26 protein-coding genes are annotated in these 19,841 nt (G+C 42.3%); 1 reads left to right on the top strand and 25 read right to left on the bottom strand.

The features are described 5' to 3' along the window. Positions 1–15: 15 nt before the first annotated feature. The 18 genes from nuoK to ylxM form a co-directional block, all read right to left on the bottom strand. Complete coding sequence (nuoK, locus tag DTOX_RS05840; RefSeq protein ID WP_015756811.1) at positions 16–336, bottom strand: NADH-quinone oxidoreductase subunit NuoK; 321 nt, start codon at positions 334–336, stop codon at positions 16–18. Continuing rightward, positions 333–842: an NADH-quinone oxidoreductase subunit J family protein gene (locus DTOX_RS05835; protein ID WP_015756810.1), complete on the bottom strand. Its 510-nt coding sequence runs from the start codon at positions 840–842 to the stop codon at positions 333–335. Before DTOX_RS05835 ends, nuoK begins: the two co-directional genes overlap by 4 nt. 4 nt (positions 843–846) lie before the next feature. Beyond that, the gene (locus tag DTOX_RS05830) at positions 847–1,329 is read right to left on the bottom strand and encodes a NuoI/complex I 23 kDa subunit family protein (protein ID WP_015756809.1); all 483 of its coding nucleotides are present in this window, start codon (positions 1,327–1,329) and stop codon (positions 847–849) included. Positions 1,330–1,334: 5 nt separating this feature from the next. Next, positions 1,335–2,384: an NADH-quinone oxidoreductase subunit NuoH gene (nuoH, locus tag DTOX_RS05825; protein WP_015756808.1), complete on the bottom strand. Its 1,050-nt coding sequence runs from the start codon at positions 2,382–2,384 to the stop codon at positions 1,335–1,337. Between the two features lie 27 nt (positions 2,385–2,411). Further along, complete coding sequence (locus DTOX_RS05820) at positions 2,412–3,515, bottom strand: NADH-quinone oxidoreductase subunit D (RefSeq protein ID WP_015756807.1); 1,104 nt, start codon at positions 3,513–3,515, stop codon at positions 2,412–2,414. Between the two features lie 29 nt (positions 3,516–3,544). Further along, positions 3,545–4,069 carry an NADH-quinone oxidoreductase subunit C gene (locus DTOX_RS05815; RefSeq protein WP_015756806.1) on the bottom strand — a complete coding sequence of 175 codons (525 nt, stop codon included), beginning with the start codon at positions 4,067–4,069 and terminating at the stop codon, positions 3,545–3,547. 2 nt (positions 4,070–4,071) lie between these two features. Next, a complete protein-coding gene (locus tag DTOX_RS05810) occupies positions 4,072–4,599 on the bottom strand; it encodes an NADH-quinone oxidoreductase subunit B (protein WP_015756805.1) in 528 nt (175 codons plus the stop codon). Beyond that, positions 4,590–4,946 (bottom strand): NADH-quinone oxidoreductase subunit A, encoded by a 357-nt coding sequence (locus tag DTOX_RS05805; protein ID WP_015756804.1) that lies wholly within the window; start codon positions 4,944–4,946, stop codon positions 4,590–4,592. The genes DTOX_RS05810 and DTOX_RS05805 overlap by 10 nt, the downstream gene beginning before the upstream one ends. Before the next feature lie 186 nt (positions 4,947–5,132). Beyond that, positions 5,133–5,939, bottom strand: a complete 807-nt coding sequence (locus DTOX_RS05800) for a ribonuclease HII (protein ID WP_015756803.1) — start codon at positions 5,937–5,939, stop codon at positions 5,133–5,135. 129 nt (positions 5,940–6,068) lie between these two features. Then, complete coding sequence (gene ylqF / locus DTOX_RS05795) at positions 6,069–6,920, bottom strand: ribosome biogenesis GTPase YlqF (RefSeq protein ID WP_015756802.1); 852 nt, start codon at positions 6,918–6,920, stop codon at positions 6,069–6,071. Positions 6,921–7,002: 82 nt separating this feature from the next. Then, positions 7,003–7,563: a signal peptidase I gene (lepB, locus tag DTOX_RS05790; RefSeq protein ID WP_015756801.1), complete on the bottom strand. Its 561-nt coding sequence runs from the start codon at positions 7,561–7,563 to the stop codon at positions 7,003–7,005. Between the two features lie 108 nt (positions 7,564–7,671). Beyond that, positions 7,672–8,019 (bottom strand): 50S ribosomal protein L19, encoded by a 348-nt coding sequence (rplS, locus tag DTOX_RS05785; protein ID WP_015756800.1) that lies wholly within the window; start codon positions 8,017–8,019, stop codon positions 7,672–7,674. A gap of 126 nt (positions 8,020–8,145) precedes the next feature. Then, positions 8,146–8,898 carry a tRNA (guanosine(37)-N1)-methyltransferase TrmD gene (trmD, locus tag DTOX_RS05780; RefSeq protein ID WP_015756799.1) on the bottom strand — a complete coding sequence of 251 codons (753 nt, stop codon included), beginning with the start codon at positions 8,896–8,898 and terminating at the stop codon, positions 8,146–8,148. A gap of 18 nt (positions 8,899–8,916) precedes the next feature. Then, positions 8,917–9,438 carry a ribosome maturation factor RimM gene (gene rimM / locus DTOX_RS05775; RefSeq protein ID WP_015756798.1) on the bottom strand — a complete coding sequence of 174 codons (522 nt, stop codon included), beginning with the start codon at positions 9,436–9,438 and terminating at the stop codon, positions 8,917–8,919. A 208-nt stretch (positions 9,439–9,646) separates the two neighbouring features. Next, a complete protein-coding gene (locus DTOX_RS05770; RefSeq protein WP_015756797.1) occupies positions 9,647–9,874 on the bottom strand; it encodes a KH domain-containing protein in 228 nt (75 codons plus the stop codon). An 18-nt stretch (positions 9,875–9,892) separates the two neighbouring features. Then, positions 9,893–10,159 (bottom strand): 30S ribosomal protein S16, encoded by a 267-nt coding sequence (gene rpsP, locus DTOX_RS05765; protein WP_015756796.1) that lies wholly within the window; start codon positions 10,157–10,159, stop codon positions 9,893–9,895. Positions 10,160–10,212: 53 nt separating this feature from the next. Then, positions 10,213–11,562: a signal recognition particle protein gene (ffh, locus tag DTOX_RS05760; RefSeq protein ID WP_015756795.1), complete on the bottom strand. Its 1,350-nt coding sequence runs from the start codon at positions 11,560–11,562 to the stop codon at positions 10,213–10,215. 29 nt (positions 11,563–11,591) lie between these two features. Next, positions 11,592–11,954, bottom strand: coding sequence for a YlxM family DNA-binding protein (ylxM, locus tag DTOX_RS05755; protein ID WP_042316784.1), 363 nt, complete (start codon positions 11,952–11,954; stop codon positions 11,592–11,594). Between the two features lie 185 nt (positions 11,955–12,139). On the opposite strand from ylxM, the gene DTOX_RS05750 reads away from it, so the two are divergent. Beyond that, positions 12,140–13,546 carry an aspartate aminotransferase family protein gene (locus DTOX_RS05750; RefSeq protein WP_015756793.1) on the top strand — a complete coding sequence of 469 codons (1,407 nt, stop codon included), beginning with the start codon at positions 12,140–12,142 and terminating at the stop codon, positions 13,544–13,546. Between the two features lie 443 nt (positions 13,547–13,989). On the opposite strand, the gene DTOX_RS24115 is transcribed toward DTOX_RS05750, so the two are convergent. From DTOX_RS24115 to DTOX_RS05720, 7 genes are all read right to left on the bottom strand, one after another. Further along, complete coding sequence (locus DTOX_RS24115) at positions 13,990–14,175, bottom strand: transposase (RefSeq protein ID WP_242652604.1); 186 nt, start codon at positions 14,173–14,175, stop codon at positions 13,990–13,992. A gap of 74 nt (positions 14,176–14,249) precedes the next feature. Next, on the bottom strand, positions 14,250–15,098 hold the full coding sequence (locus tag DTOX_RS05745) for an RNA-guided endonuclease InsQ/TnpB family protein (protein ID WP_242652553.1): 849 nt from the start codon (positions 15,096–15,098) through the stop codon (positions 14,250–14,252). Further along, a complete protein-coding gene (gene tnpA, locus DTOX_RS05740; RefSeq protein WP_015756792.1) occupies positions 15,095–15,499 on the bottom strand; it encodes an IS200/IS605 family transposase in 405 nt (134 codons plus the stop codon). The genes DTOX_RS05745 and tnpA overlap by 4 nt, the downstream gene beginning before the upstream one ends. Before the next feature lie 254 nt (positions 15,500–15,753). Beyond that, entirely contained in the window at positions 15,754–16,266 is a 513-nt protein-coding gene (locus tag DTOX_RS05735; protein ID WP_015756790.1) for a type 1 glutamine amidotransferase domain-containing protein, read from the bottom strand. A gap of 149 nt (positions 16,267–16,415) precedes the next feature. Next, entirely contained in the window at positions 16,416–17,720 is a 1,305-nt protein-coding gene (locus DTOX_RS05730) for an amidohydrolase (protein ID WP_015756789.1), read from the bottom strand. Positions 17,721–17,745: 25 nt separating this feature from the next. Then, the gene (locus DTOX_RS05725) at positions 17,746–18,414 is read right to left on the bottom strand and encodes a class II aldolase/adducin family protein (protein ID WP_015756788.1); all 669 of its coding nucleotides are present in this window, start codon (positions 18,412–18,414) and stop codon (positions 17,746–17,748) included. A gap of 170 nt (positions 18,415–18,584) precedes the next feature. Beyond that, positions 18,585–19,838 (bottom strand): adenosylhomocysteinase, encoded by a 1,254-nt coding sequence (locus tag DTOX_RS05720; RefSeq protein WP_015756787.1) that lies wholly within the window; start codon positions 19,836–19,838, stop codon positions 18,585–18,587. Between the last annotated feature and the right edge of the window lie 3 nt (positions 19,839–19,841).

Raw genomic sequence — 19,841 nt, 5'->3', positions numbered from 1 at the left:
TTCATAATCGAAATACTACCATTTAAGCCAATCAAAATCATCCAAATTAACAGTAAGCTTATTCCGGTAGATGGATATAATAATCGCCAATCCTACCCCTACCTCAGCCGCAGCAACAGTGATGACAAATATTGCAAATATTTGACCGATAAATTCTGTCGGGGTAATATACTTACTGAAGGCAATTAGATTCAAATTGACCGCATTTAGCATTAATTCAATACAAATCAACACTGAAACGGCATTTCGTTTAACTAAAACACCAAATAAACCTACGCTAAAGAGAATGGCCGACAAAACAATATAATGAGAAGGTCCTATTGGTCCTAATGTCATTTGGCCTTCACCTCCTTAGCCAAAACAACTGCTCCAATAAGTGCAACCAATAAAAGCAAGGCTGCTACTTCAAAAGGTATCATGTACTTACTGAGCATCAATACAGCAATGTTGCCTACCGTATCGTGAGGAACCTGCTTAGCACTGATCTGCCATTCGCCGGCATTAACACCCAAATAAGCAATTACAGCTATCAGCAGGGCAACCACACCACCGGAAGCGAAAATCTGCTTATTAAAGCCGTTGCTGCCTGACATACCACCCTGCTGGGTAAGCATAATACCGAAAACAACCATGATACAAACAGCACCGGCGTAAACCAGAATTTGTACCATAGCAATAAAGCTAGCGTTTAACATTAAATAGAACCCGGCCACACCTAAAAATGAAATAGCCAGTACCAGCACACTGTGCACCAGATTCTTAAATGCAACCACTAAAACAGCTGAACCAACGGTTACTGCAGCCAGTATATAAAAGGCGGCTATGGAAACAATACTGTCCATCTCATCAACCCTCCGTTCCTTTGGCCTTCGCAGCCGCGGTCTTTTTGGCAGCTTTATCTGTGGCATCTGCCGGAGCCTTCGACTCGGCATCTTCCGGAGGTGCCTCCGGAGCTACTCTATCTACAAGTACCAGGGGAATATTTTTATAAAAATACTGAGTCATGCCAAAATCATCTGAAAAATGTATGGCATCTTTATTACAGGCTTCAACACAAAGACCGCAGAACAGGCAATATTGAATATTCATTACATAATTAGTCAGATATTTCTTAGTGCCTACCTTGGCAGTTACAATATTAATTACCCTGTTCGGACAAGCATTGGCACATAGATTACAGGCAATACACTTGTCTGCATCTAATACAAAACGACCGTGAAAACGTGCCGGTACGGGGTGTTTTTCTTCCGGGTATTGCACAGTAAATTTGGGAGTCCAAAATTCCTTCCAGGTTACCTGCAGACCTTTTAATAAGCCTCTTCCAAACAATCAAATCACCACCCTAACGCCTGGTATATCTTCACGGCTATACCAGTAATAAAGATGTTAGCCAGGGAAAGGGGCACAAGCACCTTCCAACCAAAACCCATAAGTTGGTCAACCCTGAGACGCGGGTATGTCCAGCGGAACTGCATTACAATAAATACCAAGGCATACATCTTCAAAAAGAACCAAATCCAGGAAGGTATAAAGGTTAAACCAAAGGGTGCATGCCAGCCACCCAAAAAACATACCGTAAACATGCCGCAAATTAACATTATGTTGGCATATTCAGCTAAGAAGAAAGTAGCAAAAGTCATGCCGGCATATTCGGTAAAGGGACCGGCAACAATTTCAGATTCACCTTCCACCAGGTCGAAAGGTGTCCGGTTACACTCGGCCACACCGGCTATAAAATAAACCAATGCAGCAATAGGCTGGGTAAAGATAAACCAGGTATGTTCCTGGGACGCCACTATATCCTGCAAATTCATAGTTCCTGTGATCATGACTACTCCCAGAAGAGCCAGAACCATGGGAAGTTCATAACTTACCATCTGCGCAACTACCCTCATAGAACCAAGTGTGGAGTATTTGTTATTAGAAGACCAACCACCCATCCAAAAAAGCATCGTTGACAGTGAAGCCACGGCAAAGAAATAAAACATACCAACATTCATATCTATGGCAGCCATATCCTTACCAAAAGGCAGAACCGCGTATACCATTAGAGTGGGGGCAAATATTAGAACAGGTGATAAAATAAAGATAATTTTATCTGCATCCTTGGGAATTACAATTTCCTTACTGATTAACTTTCCTATATCAGCAAATGACTGAAGTAAACCTTTCGGCCCAACCCGATTGGGACCAATCCTCGCCTGCATAAAAGCACATACTTTACGCTCCATATATACCAACCATAAAGCATTGAGTAAGATAAACAGCAGAATCCCCACAATCTTTACCAATGTCAATACTACACCGTTTACCAGCAAGGGGACTCCAGCACTGCTTAGAGCGCTGCTGAGCGAGTCAGCTATATTAACGAATAAGTTTTCCATACTCTTCTCCCCTATGACCTGTTTTTCTTAACAGTCCACTTCACCCAAAACAATATCAATGCTACCCAAAATTGCTACTACATCGGCAACCTTCCAACCCCGGCACATTTCGTCAATATAACCCAGGTTAATAAAGGAAGGACGTCTTACATGCACCCGGTAGGGTTTGTTACTGCCATCGCTCACTACACTATAACCCAGGATACCCTTAGAGCTTTCGATTTCATGATAGACCTCACCTTTCGGTGGCTTAAACATTTTGGGTACTTTGGCCATAATAGGCCCGTCTATTTCTTTGATTTGCTCAATGGCCTGCTTAATAATACGCAGCGATTGGCGCATCTCCAATACACGACAACGGTAGCGGTCAAAACAGTCTCCCCGCTCCCCTAAAGGCACCTCAAAATCAAAGCGGTCATATATACTGTAAGGGTGGGCCTTGCGCAAGTCATAATTTACACCGGTAGACCTAAGAACCGGACCACTCAGACTGTAACTAATAGCCTGCTCCTGAGTAAGTACACCCACATGCTTGGTTCTGGCCTGGAAAATTTCATTGCCGGTAATTAATGCGTCATATTCATCAATATAACCCGGCATTTCATCCATGAATTTATCTACTTTATCCAGCCAGCCCTCTGGAGCATCATCGGCCACACCGCCTATGCGCATGTAACTTACGGTCATGCGAGAGCCAGATATTTCTTCCAACAAGTCCATCATCTTTTCCCGCTCACGGAAGCAAAGGAAAAAGCCTGTTATACCGCCGATATCCAGTGCATAAACACCGGTAGTCAAAACGTGACTGGTTAACCGCGACAGTTCGCCGGTTATCACACGCAGGTATTCAGCTCTCTCCGGCACCTCTATTTGCGCCAGCTTTTCCACCGCCTGAACATACCCCATATTCATCAGCATCGCCGCCAGGTAATCCAACCTGTCAGTATATGGAATTACCTGAGTGTAGGTACGGGCTTCAGCAAGTTTTTCAATACCCCGGTGCAGGTAGCCGCAAATTGGCTCTGCCTTAACAATTGTTTCCCCGTCAAGGGTCAGTAAAATTTGAAATACACCGTGGGTGGCGGGGTGCTGCGGGCCAAAGTTAAGCGAAAACGTTTGTGTTTTTAACATTTGCTACACCTCTTATCCCTTAAATCAGGTTATTTCCTGCTGGCAACCTCCCACTTAAAATCCCTGCGCAGCGGATACCCGTCAAAAGCATCGTCCAGCAGGATTCTCTTTAAGTTTGGATGATCGGTAAACACTATACCCAGCAGGTCATACACCTCTCTCTCCTGCCAGTTTGCCCCACCCCAAACAGGAAATATTGAAGGTATTTCCGGATTCTCACGGTCAACCTCGGCTTTCACAAACAAGCAATCATGATAAGTCGTCGAGTTTAGATTATATATAACTTCAAATTTCTGCTGATCCGGATAATCCACCGCTGTCTCGTTAGTCAAGAAATCAAAGGCATAATTATCTCTCAGATCAAACATAAAATCCAACAAAATATATATGGGAACAGTAATAATTTGCTGCTCGGAGACGCTTATTTGGGGGTATTTACCTTTTAGTTCCTCAATAGCTGCAGTAACTCTATCCAATGCTGCCAATTGTTCAGCGGCATCTTCAACTGCAGTTTCTTCTACCACGATTTCCTCGGTGTGATGTTTCTCTTCCATAGCTAGCTCGTCACCACCTTAGGATTGAGAATCTTATTCTTCAGCATAATAAACCCGTCAATAACAGCTTCCGGGCGGGGCGGGCAACCGGGAACATAAACATCCACCGGAATCAACTTGTCAGCACCGGGCACAACATAGTATGAGTCTACAAACGGCCCGCCGGAGATGGCACAACTACCCACGGCAATAACCCACTTGGGGTCAGGCATTTGCTCATAAAGACGCACAACAAAGGGGGCCGATTTTCTTGTAATAGTACCTGCCACTACCATAACATCTGCCTGTCGCGGCGACGGGCGTAAAACTTCGTAACCGAAACGCGCCAAGTCATAACGGGGACCGGTAGCACCCATTAAAGCCTCAATGGCACAGCATGCCAAACCAAATGCCATAGGCCACATAGAATGGGCACGGGCCAGGTTGAGTATTTTTTCCAGCGGCCCTATTTGAACAAGCCTTCTAACTTCGTTAACAATAACCGGGTCTTTGGTCAACTCCTCGATGGGGTGACTATTATTTAACTCCATTCTAACGCTCCTTCCTTCCAGGCGTACCACAGACCTAGCACCAGTATAAAGATGAAAATAATCATTTCAACAAAAGCAAACATGCCCAGGCTCTGAAACTTCACTGCCCAGGGATAAAGGTAAATTGTTTCCACGTCGAAAATAACAAACAACAAAGCATAAACAAAATACTGAACCTTAAACTGGACCCAACTGGACCCGATAGTTTTCACCCCGCACTCATACGGTTCAAACTTCACCGGGTTTTTTCTTCTGGGGTGAATGAGAAAACTGGTTGCTATACCACCGGCACCAAAAATAATTCCAACAATCAAGAAAATGGCTATAGCACCTCCATCTGTAAGCATAATTTCCCCCCTTTCATAAAATTTATTTTAAAAATATATTCTTAATACTGCCTGAGTATGTCTCCGTTGGCAACACAGTCCACTATCATGGACAGTAAGGACATACTAATACCCCTAAAATATAGACACATAAAAAAACTATTCAGGCAGCATATAAGCCAATGTTATATGACACTACTCGAATAATTATTCGACTGATAAACTATTCGACAACAGTTGATCAAAATCCTTGACCGGTTTAAAATCTCTGCGATGAATTCTGCACGGACCGTATCTGGTTAAAGCCCGCAGGTGCTCAACAGTGGGATAACCTTTATGCCTGTCAAAACCGTATTCGGGAAATTCATCATGATACTCCAACATAATCTTATCCCTGGTTACCTTGGCCAGAATTGAGGCTGACGCTATTGAAGCACTTAAGGTATCTCCCTTAACCAGAGAATATTGCGGTAAAGGTAAATTTAATCCATTCGGCCCGTCAACCAAAACAAAATCAGGTTTAACTTTTAAGGAATCAACAGACCGGCACATTGCCAGAAGACTTGCCTGCAAAATATTCAACTCGCATATTTCCTCAACCGATGCCATACCCACAGCCCAACTCAGAGCAATTGGCTTAATTGCAACAAATAAACGCTCCCTGGCTGAAACCGGAAGTTTTTTAGAATCATTTAAACCAGGCAAGCAGGCATTCTCAGGCAAAATAACCGCCGCAGCCACTACCGGGCCGGCTAACGGGCCACGACCGGCCTCATCAACACCTGCAATCAAGCCAAAACCTTTTGATCGGTATTTAGACTCTTGCTCATACAACTTCTCAATCCTACTCTTCTCAGCTTCATTTTTTTGTCGCTTAAGCAACCACTGTTCATATAACTTTCGGACACCGGCCCTGTTATCCCCAGACATTGCCTGCAATAATGACTCATCCGGTTTAGAATTGTCAGATAAAACACTCTTTAGTTTATTTATACTTAATACCGAGATATCCATAACGGCTTTTACCTCTAATCAAAACAAAGATGTGCATATAGTTTTTTTCGCGGTCAAACACCAAATCCCTGCATTAATATAAATAAAATTTGATCTTTTTTATTAACTATGCATGCAATAAGCTCTTAATTATTCACTATTAGGCAGATCAAGTGTAAATCTTCCAAGCAAACCATCTCGAAACTCTTTCAATAGCAATACTGCTGCCTTATGGTTATCCACTATTCCGCCGGATACAAGGAACCCTCTGCTCCTACCGATAGCTGATAATAACTCCTCGGCTTTATTGGGTAAATTAGATAGTTTATACCTTTCCAACAGCACATGAGGATGATTATCTCTCAGCCATAAAGCCAGTCTAAAAGATAGTTCTTTTATATCCAGTACTTCTGATTTAATGGCACCTGTCACAGCAAGTTTATAAGCAACTTCCTGGTCATCAAACTTGGGCCAGAGAATACCGGGCGTATCGAGCAATTCCAAATCTTTAGCGACTTTAATCCATTGCTGGCCTCTGGTAACTCCCGGCTTATCACCTGTTTTAGTAATTTTTCGTTTGACCAAAGTATTGATAAAAAACGATTTGCCAACATTGGGTATACCAACTACCATGCAACGCACCGCTCTGGTTCTCCTACCCTTATTTTTCAGCTTATTCATAACTTCTTCCGCTAGCTTGTTTAGAGCCGGAGTTATAGCTTTTATACCGCTTCCTTTGACTGAATTGACATCAACTACCATTGCGCCTGGTTCAGCCAGTTCCCTTTTCCATAAAGCAGTATAATTGGGATCTGCTAAATCTGACTTATTTAAAACTATAAGTCTTGGCTTCTTGCTTAACAAATCGTTTATTACGGGGTTCCTGCTGCTGCAGGGAATACGTGCATCTAACAACTCCACCACTACATCAACCAGCTTCAAATTCTCCAACAGCAATCTTTTTGTCTTGGCCATATGACCGGGATACCATTGAATATCCATTAATATATTCACCACTGTATTTATAATCTGACCCGATACGACAAGTTGAAAGTAATAATATCTAAACGAAATGTATTGGCAATCACAGTTTTTTCAGGTGATTCAAAGGCCAATAAACGAATATCGCCTTACCTATCATCAAGTCTTTAGGCATCTTGCCCCATTCCCTGCTATCCTTACTATTATTACGGTTGTCACCCATCATAAAATAAGAATCGGCAGGAACCTGGTAAGGACCAAAATCACCAATCATATGAAGATCAGGCGGCAAATAGTTTTCCTGAGTTTCCTTACCGTTAATATAAAGCTTGCTGTTTTTAATCTCAATTGTCTCACCGCTGAAACCAATCAACCTCTTAACAAAACGCTCTTCTTGATCCAATGGATATTTGAATACTACTACATCACCGCGCTTGGGCTCGGTAAAATAATAATTAAATTTACTGACAATAATGCGGTCATTGATCATTAGTGTTGGAATCATTGAACCCGAAGGAATATAAAAAGGCTCTAAGATAAAAATTCGGATTATCGCAGCGAGTAAAACTGCGATCGCAATTGATTCTATAATTTCTCTAAATGCTGATTTCTTACCAGCCTTTATAGTCGGATCACTATTTAATACTTCCTTATTTCCGTCCACCGGAAAGCCCCCTCAATTTCATTCCTTCTATTGTTATTCCACAATTATACGCAAATTACTTCAATAAGGCAAAAAGGGACTGTCAAATGACAAGTCCCATAATAGCTATTATCTTCTGGCACGTTCTTTAATCCTGGCCGCCTTACCACGCAATTCGCGCAAGTAATAAAGCCTGGCTCTTCTCACGCGCCCGTATTTAATCACTTCAATACGATCAATTTTCGGCGTATGAAGAGGGAAAGTTCTTTCTACACCTATACCGTAAGAAACCCTACGTACCGTAAAGGTTTCGCTCAGTCCACCTCCACGGCGCCTGATTACGACTCCCTCGAAAACCTGAATTCTTTCACGTGTTCCCTCAACAACCTTGACGTGAACTTTCACCGTGTCACCCGGTCTAAAAGCAGGGATTTCACTTTTCATCTGTTCTTTTTCCATTGATTCTATAATATTCACTCTGTTCCCCCCTTCCGCCTGGACGTTCGTATCTATTTTAAACAGCGGACCGTCCGTAATCAAGAAACGTACAACAAAATTAATTATACCATATATTTAAGTGACGGGCAAGATTTTACCACAGCTTTAAGTATTCAATATTTCTGCAAGATCAGCATGTATTTCTTTTAAGAGCTTTTTTTCTTCCGCGGTTAATAATTTTTCTTTGAATAAATCAGGTCTTCCGGCCAAAGTACGCAGCAGAGACTGGCGCAAACGCCATTTGCGAATGTTTTCGTGATGACCGCTCAAAAGGATTTCAGGTACTTCACAGCCCTTATAATTCCTGGGACGGGTGTAGTGAGGATACTCCAACAAGCCGTTATAAAATGAATCTTCCTCTGCCGAAGCCTTGTCACCCAAAACTCCGGGAATCAATCGGACTACTGCATCCACCAAAACCATAACCGGTATCTCTCCACCTGTAAGAACAAAATCACCTACAGAAATCTCATCTGTAACCAGATGCTCCCTTACTCTATCGTCAATTCCTTCATAATGCCCGCAAATAAAGATCAACCTTTCTTCTTGGGCCAATTCTTTAGCATAACCCTGTGTAAAAGTCATACCCTGTGGGCACATAAGAATTATTCTGGATTTGCTTTCATTACTGTTTTTCAGTTTTTCCACTGCTTCAAAAACAGGTTCGGCATGCATAACCATTCCAACCCCGCCGCCAAAAGGTGTGTCGTCTACAGTATGGTGCTTGTTGCGAGAAAAACCACGTATATTATATGTATTTATCTGAACAATATTTTTGTCCCGGGCCCTTTTAATGATACTGCTATCAAAAGGGCTCGCAAACATCTCCGGAAAAAGAGTCAATATATCAATATTCATAATTTCGCTCCATGCTTGCTATAAACCCTCTGGTAGATCAACCACCATCTTCTTGTTTTCCACATCGATTAATTTTACTACCTGCTTTAAGGCAGGTATCAGCAAATCCCTTTTCTCAGCTTCATACCAAACTATGTACACATCATTGGCGCCGGTTGTCAGTATGTCCTTTATCCGGCCATAATGCCGCCCTTCACTGTTATAGACATTCATACCCATTAAATTAAAAACATAATAAGAGCCCCTGGGCAGTGGGACAATATCCTTTGGTTCTACCTGCAGCAAACCTCCCTTTAAGCTTTCGGCTGCAGTCATATCAGGTATTTCCTTAAACTTTATCACCACAAACTTCTTATGATTATAGACATCCTCAGGGTGCATTAACCGGTAAGCACCCTTTGTATAAACTGATACCTGTTTCATCCCCTTAAAACGCTCAGGAAAATCTGTCAGGGGCAGTACCCGTACATAGCCGCGATTTCCCTGTGTATTTACTATTTCACCAATTGTAATATAATTCTTTGAGCTTTCCTTATCCATAAAATATCCTTTCTTTGCATAAGGATTAGATACTACAAGGGGGCAAATGCCCCCTTTTTTACTGGAAATTATGCTTATGATGGTTCTGTAGATAAGTTATGGTTTAATGTAACACAAATTTATATAGCATAAGCAGGATTAGTACTGTATAATTTCCACCAAGCACGAGTGCCTTTAGCAAGAAAGTCGCTTTTAAGCGACTTTCTTGCTAAAGGATTTCTACTGTTACCTTTTTGCGCTGCTTAGTGGCGGCTGCTTTTACCACAGTACGAATTGCCTTAGCAATTCGCCCCTGTTTACCTATAACTTTTCCCATATCTTCCGGAGTTACCCTTAATTCAATCAATACCGATTTGTCGCTTTCCACCATATTTACAGCAACCTTATCAGGCTGATCCACGAGGGCTTTGGCTAAGACCTCAACCAATTCCTTCATTACGGTACCCCCTCATAGCTACTTACCAGACTCAGCGATTCTCTTCATAATGCCGACTTTAGAAAATAACGACTTTGTGGTATCGGTAAGCTGAGCACCTTTTTGCAGCCAACTGATCGCCTTTTCTTCATCAATTTTGATTGTTGCAGGCTGTTTCAGGGGATCATAATAGCCAATCTCTTCTATAAAACGACCGTCCCTGGGAGACCGGGAATCGGCCACAACTATGCGATAAAAGGGATCTTTCTTGGCCCCCATTCTTTTTAACCTGATTTTCACTGCCACTGTATTCACCTCCTTATTAGACTACAATAGCACATATGAATTTTATCAATAACTTATTGAAAAAATGGAATCTTTGGCATTTTGCCGCCTTTTTTTATGGTTTTATCTATATCGGAAAACTGCTTCATCATTTTCTTGGTTTGTTCAAACTGTTTCAACAACCTGTTTACCTCTTGGACACTGGTTCCGCTGCCCTTAGCTATTCTGCGCCTGCAACTTCCATTAATGATCTCCGGTTTTTCTCTTTCCTTATGAGTCATAGATTTGATTATTGCTTCCACATAGACTAGTTCTTTTTCATCGAATTCCAGGTTTTTGATTTTTTTTAGCCCACCCATTCCAGGAAACATGCTTAATACCTGTTCCAGCGGGCCCAATTTTTTAACCTGCTGAAGTTGTTCAAGAAAATCATCCAGAGTAAATTCCATACTACGTATTTTCTTGTTTAATTCCGCCACTTTCTCAGCGTCAAAATTAGCTTGAGCCTTTTCAATCAATGTTAGCACATCACCCATACCTAAAATACGATCCGCCATGCGATCTGGGTGAAAAGTCTCTAACGCATCCAGTTTTTCACCTATACCGGCAAATTTGATGGGACAACCGGTTACAGCTTTAACAGAAAGTGCCGCCCCGCCCCTGGTATCACCATCAAGTTTGGTCATTATTACACCGTTTAGCTGCATGCGCCTGTTAAAAACTTCTGCAACATTAACCGCATCCTGACCTGTCATGGCATCTACCACCAGCAGTATTTCATTAGGCTTAACTTCAGATTTAACAGCTTCCAACTCATCCATCAGTTCTTCGTCTATATGCAATCTGCCGGCCGTGTCAATAATAACCAGATCGCGACCGCTGTTTGAAGCATTTTCTATAGCGGCTCTGGCTATCACAGCGGGAGCTTGCTTATCGCCCATGGTAAAAACAGGTATATCAAGCTGTTCCCCTAATACCTGAAGCTGCTTAATAGCTGCCGGACGGTGAATATCTCCTGCCACCAGCAACGGCCTACGCCCTTGTTTTCGCAAGAAATTGGCCAGTTTAGCTGAAGTTGTGGTCTTACCTGCTCCGTGTAACCCCACCATCATAATAACTGTTGGTGGTTTGGGAGCTAAATTAATCTTACTGTATTCACCACCCATCAGGTCCATTAACTCCTGGTGAACAATCTTAATTACCTGCTGGGCCGGTGTCAGGCTGCTTAATATGTCCTGGCCTATAGCCTTTTCCTTGACTTTGTTTACAAAGTCCTTGACCACCTTGAAGTTTACATCAGCTTCCAATAAGGCAACCCGCACTTCACGCAAGGCTTCCGAAACATCAGCTTCCTTGAGGCTACCTTTATTTCTAAGCTTCTTAAAGGTTTCCTGCAGCCTTTCTGCAAGACTAGAAAAAACCACAGTATGACCCCCTTAACGTATATTTGCTATTATTTTTTAACTGTTTCCATGATTTCCAATAATAATTCCTTGATCTGTTTTATTTTTTTAAACCCGTCTACCGAATTTGGACTTAGTAAAAACTCTTCCGCTAATGCCAGTGCCTCTGCCACCTTACTTCTTTGTTCTGTAAAATTAGCCGCCAATCCCAGTTCTTCTTCGTATTTAACCAGTATCTGCACAGCTCTTTTTAAGGAGTCATGCACGGCTTGCCTGCTGACGGTAAATTTGTCCGCTATTTCTCCCAGTGACAGGTCATCTTCATAATACAGTTCTAAAAATTTTTGCTGTTTTTCAGTCAGCAATTGACCATAAAAATCGTACAACAGAGTAACCCAGGCAACTTTCTCCAACAAATAAGTCACCTCATGAGTATAAAGGTAAAATACTTTACACCCCATTTTAGCTGATGACAGTTTAATTGTCAAGGTTTATAGTTATGTTAAGATATTCTTGACAAAAGGTGTATTATATAATAAATATTAATTTAATCTTTCAAAAAACAATATTTTCTATTTAGAGTTGGAGGTTTTTTCTTGTGATTGAATCAACTCCGGAAAGCCGCTTACCAGAAGGCTTTATAACAATAAAGGATGCTTTAGCAAAAGGACAGCCGGGCAAACATCTACATAAAGAATATTTAAATGCCAGCCTTGTGACCATGTTAAGCCTGCTTAATTTTGATCATAACTTCGTCTCAGCCAGAGGGTGCAGTGTTTGGAATGATCAAGATGTTGAATACCTTGACTTCCTGGGTGGATACGGAGCACTTAATTTAGGGCATAATCACCCGGATGTAGTCAGTGCTGTACAAAGTGTTTCCTCACTGCCCAATCTTCTGCAAATTTCTCTTGGTATTCTAACAGGAGCGCTGGCCAAAAATCTGGCCGATGTAACTCCTGGTGCATTACAGCGTTCATTTTTTGGCAACAGTGGCGCAGAAGCCGTGGAAGGGGCTTTAAAACTGGCCCGTATGGCCACCAAGCGACAAGGTCTGGCCTATTGTCATGGCTCTTTTCACGGCAAAACTCTCGGTGCTCTCTCTGTAACCGGGCGTCTTAAATACCAAATCCCGTTTCAGCCACTGTTGTCTGATTGTTATGCCGTACAGTTCGGCGATATTGCATCACTGGAAGAGGTATTAAAAGAAAATAGCATAGCTGCTTTTATCGTAGAACCTATTCAGGGTGAAGGAGGTATTATAGTTCCGCCTGACGGTTATCTGTCTCAAGTTAGAAAGCTATGTTCAAAACACGGTACACTGCTAATTATGGACGAAATTCAAACGGGCCTGGGCCGAACAGGCCAGCTCTTTGCCTGCGAATACGAGCAAATTGAACCGGATATTCTCTGTCTGGCCAAATCACTGGGTGGGGGTATAATGCCTATCAGTGCTTTTATAACTACACATGAAATCTGGAAAAAGGCTTATGGCAGTATGGAAAAAGCTGCTCTGCATACATCAACTTTTGGTGGAAACACCTGGGCTGCCGCAGCCGGGCTGGCTGCTCTGGAAGTAACTTTTCGAGAAAACCTGGTACTGCAGGCAAAAGAAAAAGGCGAGTACTTTCTGAAAGGCTTGAAACAATTACAGCAAAATTATCCTTTACTAAAAGAAGTGCGGGGCAGAGGTTTAATGATCGGTCTGGAATTTAACCAGCCAGTCGGGTTGGCCAGAAAAGCACTGCCCGGACTAAATAAACTCTCTCAGGAATATCTGGGCAGTTTGATTGCAGGGGAACTGCTCAATAAATACCGTATAATCACCGCCTTTACATTGAATAACCCCAATGTAATCCGCATGGAGCCTCCCCTGACAGTTACTTATGAGCAATTAGATAGAGTATTGGAGGCTCTGAAAGAAATTTTTACACGTCATAAAGGTTTTTTCAGTGTTGCCAGAGAAGGAGCGAAGACAATTATTAAGGCTTTGAGAAAAAAATAATTTGATTGCTTAAAAGGATAGCTTACATTAGAAGCATTATCTTTTATAAAGTTACCTGCTCAAATATAAATCATGTCCTTTAGAATATTTCCTAATCTCTTTATTCCTGTTCGAATAGTATCCTCATCGGCACAAGAGAAATTCAACCGCATGGTATTGGCATTTTTTTCAGCAACATAAAATGGGAATCTCTCGAATAAAAGACCTCGGTACACCTGCTATTCTATCGGAAAAAGAATTTTGCATCAAAGATACTCCTTTCACTTCAACAACTTCTCTGATATGTGAACTACCCCCGCTTACGTTCCACTAAGAAGCGGGGGCTTCCAAAGGAACATCAACGAGCGTTTCCTGATTCATCAGCCACGGCCTACCGTTACAAAGAGCAATAGGTCTTACACGGCCTCCAGCAGGCATGATTTCGGGCGGTCCCCGCCCTACAACTATATATCTAAGCCGCTAGCATTTCTAAGCCACGACGTTCTATCAATATGGCTGGACACCAAATCCCTGGGCATAACCATTCCACAAGCAGGACACAGGTGCACTCTGACACTCAAATCCTTTGGCACATTGGCACCACAAAGACATGTCTGGGAAGTGCCATGAGGAGGGACAGGAAGAAATATTTTACCATATCTGTGACATTTATACTCAACAAAGTTTCTGAATGTACCCCATGAAGCATCATGTATGCTTTTAGCTAGGTAGTGGTTTTGACCATGTTCTTGATCTTTAGATCTTCCATGAAGACAATATCATGGCTCTGAACCACGTCTAGACTGGTCTTGTGTAGAAAGTCTTTCCGTTGATTAGTTATCTTAGCATGAAGTTTAGCCACTTTAGTTTTAGCTTTCCCTCGGTTGTTAGAACCTTTCTTTTTGCGAGAAAGTCTTCGCTGTTGTTTGGCTAACTTCCTTTCTGATTTACGATAGTATTTTGGGGTTCCTATTTCTGTACTATCAGACAATACAGCAAAATGTTCAAGGCCCACGTCTATTCCAATGGATTTGGTACTGTCGATAAGATTTTCGAGTACTTCCACTTCGGCAGTCAAATTAGCGTACCACTTACCACCGTGATACTTTATGTTAACCCTGGATATTTGACTGGCATCAAATTCCCGGTGAGTTGTCATTTTTACGAAACCTATTTTAGAAAGATAGATTTTACCCGGCTTAGAGAAAGTTTTCTTTACAGCATCCACCTGGGGATAGGTAAATGATGTGTAATGGTCACGGTTTTTGAACCGGGGGTATCCGGCTTCTTTGGCAAAAAACCGCTGATAGGCAAAGTCTACCCGGCGCAAAGTATCCTGCATTACCTGACTGTGAACTTGCTTGTATTCCAGATGTTCTTTTGTATAGCCCGGCAGCATATTCTGCTGTTTATTATATGTCAACCCTTGGCCGGTTTCTTTATACACACGCTGACGCTCAGATAAAGACCAGTTATAGAGTTTCCGGCAAAGTTTTAGTGTGTGAAACATTTTTTTCTGTTGCTCTTTGGTCGGACGCATTTCAAACCGGTAGACAATTTGCAAATGATTCACCTCTTTTCACCCTGGGTTTCAATGTACTTCTTAATTACTTCAATGGGTGCACCACCTGTAGTTAGAAAACAAAAACTTTGCGACCAAAAATATTCTTTCCACAGCTGCTTTCTAACTTCCGGAAACTCCTTTTTAATAAGTCTGGATGATGCACTTTTGAATGCATTGATGTACTTAGAAATTTCCGTATTAGGGTGAGCCTTGAACAATATGCGTGTGTGATCTTTGTCATGGTTGTATTCAAGAAAACTAATATTATATTTTGGTGCAATATACTCACCAATTTCTTTGATACGGTTTGCTATTGTGTCGTTTATAACTTTTCTGCGATATTTTACTACCAAAATCAGATGATATGTGAGTAAGAAGACCGAGTGGCTATTTGTATCAAGTTTGCTCAATAATAATCAGCCTTTCGTTATTGCGTCTGATTATATTTTGCCACATCATAGAGGCTTTGGCAAACATTTTATTAGTACACAAACCAAACCCCGCCATTCATCCCACCGCCTTAGAGGTGGGATGAATGGCGGGGTTTGGTTAAAACCCGAAAACTATCCCTACAGCTGACAAGGATATCTCAGGGAGTTTTTAAAAGAAACTCCCCGCTCCTTGACTTTTTCTCTGACTGCTTTATAAATACTTGAAGAAAGTTTTACCCCAACAAAGACAATATGGCTTTACAAAAAGCTGGCAGATCATCGGGTATCCTAGAGGTTACAACTTTGCCGTCAACGATTACTTCTTCATTTATGTACTCGGCACCAGCATTTTTTACGTCGTCCTTAATATGAGGACAGCAGGTCGCTTTCTTACCCTTGATAATGCCTGCTGATATAAGCATCCAGGCACCATGGCAAATTGAAGCCACCACTTTACCCTGCTCGTAGGCTTCCCTCACAAGAGTAATCATTGGTTCACTCAAACGCATTAAATCAGGAGCATAGCCACCAGGAACAATAACTGCCGTAAATTGCTCTGCTTTGACTTTATCAGCGGAGAAATCCTCAGCTACCGGCATAGCGCCGCTTTTTCCAAGATAAGATTGCTTACGTCCTGATCCTATTATATTCACCTGAAAACCGGCCTCTTGAAAACGGAAGTATGGATACCAGAATTCTAATTCATTGTAATTATCTTCTACCAATAAGGCTATTTCTTTGGACATATTTTAAACCCCTTTCTTTTAACCTGTATTTACAACTGGTTGGCTTTATCTGCATGAGCATACTTCAGAATTTAAATTTAACAGAAACTATTTTAAGGAAGTTAATCTTAAAAGCATATAAGTATAAGAGCCACTTGTCTAAAGGTTTGCTATTTCTTCCCTACCAAGCGCTCGGCTATTTCCTGTACTTTGCTTAGAACTTCTTCTTCATCAATTGTCAATACACGTCTGTTTTCCATAACTACTTGGCCATCAATCAATACTGTCTCCACATCAGCGGACTGAGCCGAATATACCATATGGGCAATCAAATCATGTTTGGGGTAAAGATGCGGTTTATGGAAATTGAGCAAAATTATATCCGCTTTCATACCTTCTTTGAGCATGCCCACTTCGTTTTCCAGGCCCAGTATTCCCGCACCGCCGCAGGTAGCCATTTTTAATGTTTCATATGAGGGCAAAACCACGGGATCCATACAAGCAACCTTTTGCAGCAGGCTTGCACTGCGCATTTCTTCTATCATATCCAGGTTATTATTGCTGGCCGCACCATCTGTGCCTAAACCTACCTTAACACCTTTTTTCAGCATTTTATACACCGGAGCTATACCGCTGGCCAGCTTCATATTGCTTTCCGGATTATGAGCCACCCCAACACCTTTTTCAGCCAAAATATCAATATCCTCATCGGTCAGATGCACACAGTGGGCAGCCAGAACCCGCCTCTCCAGCACCCCTGTATCCAGCATCAATTTTACCGGAGACTTATTATAATCACGGGTTATATCTTCTATTTCTGTTTTCGATTCAGCCAGGTGAATGTGAATGCCTACAGCTAATTGATCGGCCAATGCCATAACCTTTTTTAAATAGTCCGGTGGACAGGTATAGGGAGCATGCGGCCCCAGCATAGTAATTATCCTGCCGTTGGCTGCACCGTGCCAATCCTGAACAAACTGCTTGCTCTGCTCCAAAGCTGTCTCGGCTTCCGGGCCTACTCCTATCAACCCCCGGGACAGGCAGGCCCTTATCCCGGACTTCTCAACAGCGCGGGCCACTTCCGGCATGTGAAAATACATATCGGCAAAGGTGGTCGTACCTGATTTAATCATTTCTAAACAACAAAGAAGACTGCCCCAGTATATATCGCCAGGCTCTAATTTAGCTTCCAAAGGCCAAATTTTCTCTGAAAGCCAGTGCATTAGAGGCAAATCATCAGCATAACCACGCAGCAAGGTCATGGCAGCATGCGTATGACAATTAATCAGGCCCGGCATGGCTACAAAACCCCGCCCATCAATCAGCCGATCAGGTCTAAAATCCGGCTTGACTGTGCCAACAGGGCCAACTCCGATAATTTTACCCTTGTCAATAGCAATTTCAGCATCACTGATAATCCGATCATGTCCCTGCATGGTAACGACATTAACATTTTTTACTAATATTCCGGACAAGCTTATCCCTCCTCCCAAAATCAGATCACTTATTCTTATTTGTTGGCCGACGATAACACGTCAAATAGTAATTATGATGGGATTTTACATCTTCCGGGGTTAAAACATGCGGCGTTCCTAATATTCCGGATAAAATATATACCTTGGCCGTTCTCTCAACAATCTGGCAAACCTGAAAAGCTTCTTCCAATTCTCTGCCCACTCCAATCACACCATGGTTGGCCAGAAAAACCGCATTTAATTTACCGAGTGCATGGGAGCAATTTTCCGCCAATTCTGCTGTTCCGGCAGGCGCATACTCGGCTACAGGTACAGGCCCTCCTACCAGTTGGGCCATGTCCTCCAGAATAGGCGGCAAAGCCTGACGGGATACAGCCATGGCACAACCGTAAGTGCTATGCGTATGAACTATCGCGTTAACATCCGGCCTGGATTTATAAACTGCCAAATGCAGTTTTAATTCAGTTGAAGGCTTTAGATTACCTTCAACCACATTTCCCTCCAAATCAACGGTAATTAGGGCATGGGCATGCAGGTTATCGCAGTTAACCGCACTGGGAGTAATAATAACCAATTTATCTTTCTTGACCAGAGTAGAAATATTACCCCAACTGCCCACCACCAGCCTGCTTTGAGCCATACGATGGCCGACCCTAACCACGTTATCTTTTGCTTCTTCTGTTGCCAAAGACATTTTTCAGTTACTCCCCCAAACTCCTGTTCACCTGATATATTTGCAAATAATTTTTCTCTTCACTAGTGTTTTTGCAATTAGGTTGCTTTCACTTTTGAAAATTTCATATTACAAATTATAGATATGGTTACCATATGGTAACTTACGGTATTACAAGCTCTTATATTTGATTATTCCACCAACCAGGAGTTTAAATAGTCTTCTTGTTCCTGTGTCAATTTGTCAATATTAATATCTAATGAACGCAGTTTTATCTCAGCCACCCTGCTGTCAATCTCTTTAGGTACATCATACACTTTTTTATCTAAAGCAGCGGCATTTTTCAAAATATATCTGGCTGACAAAGCCTGAAGGGCAAAAGACATATCCATTATTTCCGCCGGGTGACCGTCACCGGCAGCTAAATTGACAAGTCTCCCTTCCGCTAACAAGTAAATTTTTCTCCCGTCTGTCATCGCGTATTCTTCAATATCCTTGCGAACAGTACGATGGCTTACAGCTGTCTTTTCCAGGTCGGGCTTATTTACCTCAACATCGAAATGACCGGCGTTAGAAAGAATCGCACCGTTTTTCATCAGCTGGTAATGCTCTTTAGTGAGTACATCCTTGCAACCGGTTACAGTTATGAAAATATCCCCGGAAACAGAGGCCTCTTTTGCCGACATAACCTGAAACCCATCCATAAAGGCTTCAATGGCCTTAATCGGATCAATCTCACAAACAATAACCTTGGCTCCCATACCCTTGGCCCGCATGGCAACACCCTTGCCGCACCAACCATAACCTATAACAACAACAGTTTTTCCCGCAACAATTAAGTTGGTAGTGCGCATAATACCCGACCAAACAGACTCACCCGTGCCATACCGGTTATCAAACAGGTACTTGCAGTAAGCATCGTTTACCGCTACCATAGGAAACAATAGGCCGCCTTCCCGCTCTAAGGCCCTTAACCTGATCACACCGGTAGTAGTTTCCTCACAGCCGCCTAAAACATTTACAACCAGGTTTTTCCTTTCCGTATGCAATAGGTTGACTAAATCCCCGCCGTCATCAATAATAATCTGCGGTTTAGTATCTAACACCTGCAACAGGTGCTCTTTGTATTCCTCCGGCGTGGAATTGTACCAGGAAAATACGTTAATACCTGCCTCCGCAAGAGCCGCAGCTACATCATCTTGAGTAGAGAGAGGATTGGAACCGCTTATAGACACATCAGCACCACCGGCTTTCAACACCTCCGCCAAGTAAGCAGTCTTAGCTTCCAGATGAATACTAATCGCTACCCGTATACCTTTAAAAGGAAGCTCTTTTTCAAACTCAGCTCTGATTTCATTCAACACAGGCATATGCTCTCTGACCCAGTCTATTTTAAGCCGCCCGCCGGGTGCTAATTTAATGTCCCGAACAATATAATCTGTCATTTT

This window comes from Desulfofarcimen acetoxidans DSM 771, assembly GCF_000024205.1.
GTDB classification, from domain to species: domain Bacteria; phylum Bacillota; class Desulfotomaculia; order Desulfotomaculales; family Desulfofarciminaceae; genus Desulfofarcimen; species Desulfofarcimen acetoxidans.
This window is presented reverse-complemented; position numbering and strand designations above follow the sequence as displayed.

What these genes read in the sequence shown, in the direction of transcription:
- nuoK (WP_015756811.1), bottom strand. Translation starts at nt 336, where the DNA reads ATGACATTAGGACCAATAGGACCTTCTCATTATATTGTTTTGTCGGCC.
- DTOX_RS05835 (WP_015756810.1), bottom strand. Translation starts at nt 842, where the DNA reads ATGGACAGTATTGTTTCCATAGCCGCCTTTTATATACTGGCTGCAGTA.
- nuoH (WP_015756808.1), bottom strand. Translation starts at nt 2,384, where the DNA reads ATGGAAAACTTATTCGTTAATATAGCTGACTCGCTCAGCAGCGCTCTA.
- DTOX_RS05820 (WP_015756807.1), bottom strand. Translation starts at nt 3,515, where the DNA reads ATGTTAAAAACACAAACGTTTTCGCTTAACTTTGGCCCGCAGCACCCC.
- DTOX_RS05815 (WP_015756806.1), bottom strand. Translation starts at nt 4,069, where the DNA reads ATGGAAGAGAAACATCACACCGAGGAAATCGTGGTAGAAGAAACTGCA.
- DTOX_RS05810 (WP_015756805.1), bottom strand. Translation starts at nt 4,599, where the DNA reads ATGGAGTTAAATAATAGTCACCCCATCGAGGAGTTGACCAAAGACCCG.
- DTOX_RS05805 (WP_015756804.1), bottom strand. Translation starts at nt 4,946, where the DNA reads ATGCTTACAGATGGAGGTGCTATAGCCATTTTCTTGATTGTTGGAATT.
- DTOX_RS05800 (WP_015756803.1), bottom strand. Translation starts at nt 5,939, where the DNA reads ATGGATATCTCGGTATTAAGTATAAATAAACTAAAGAGTGTTTTATCT.
- ylqF (WP_015756802.1), bottom strand. Translation starts at nt 6,920, where the DNA reads ATGGATATTCAATGGTATCCCGGTCATATGGCCAAGACAAAAAGATTG.
- trmD (WP_015756799.1), bottom strand. Translation starts at nt 8,898, where the DNA reads ATGAATATTGATATATTGACTCTTTTTCCGGAGATGTTTGCGAGCCCT.
- rimM (WP_015756798.1), bottom strand. Translation starts at nt 9,438, where the DNA reads ATGGATAAGGAAAGCTCAAAGAATTATATTACAATTGGTGAAATAGTA.
- DTOX_RS05770 (WP_015756797.1), bottom strand. Translation starts at nt 9,874, where the DNA reads ATGAAGGAATTGGTTGAGGTCTTAGCCAAAGCCCTCGTGGATCAGCCT.
- DTOX_RS05735 (WP_015756790.1), bottom strand. Translation starts at nt 16,266, where the DNA reads ATGTCCAAAGAAATAGCCTTATTGGTAGAAGATAATTACAATGAATTA.
- DTOX_RS05725 (WP_015756788.1), bottom strand. Translation starts at nt 18,414, where the DNA reads ATGTCTTTGGCAACAGAAGAAGCAAAAGATAACGTGGTTAGGGTCGGC.
- DTOX_RS05720 (WP_015756787.1), bottom strand. Translation starts at nt 19,838, where the DNA reads ATGACAGATTATATTGTTCGGGACATTAAATTAGCACCCGGCGGGCGG.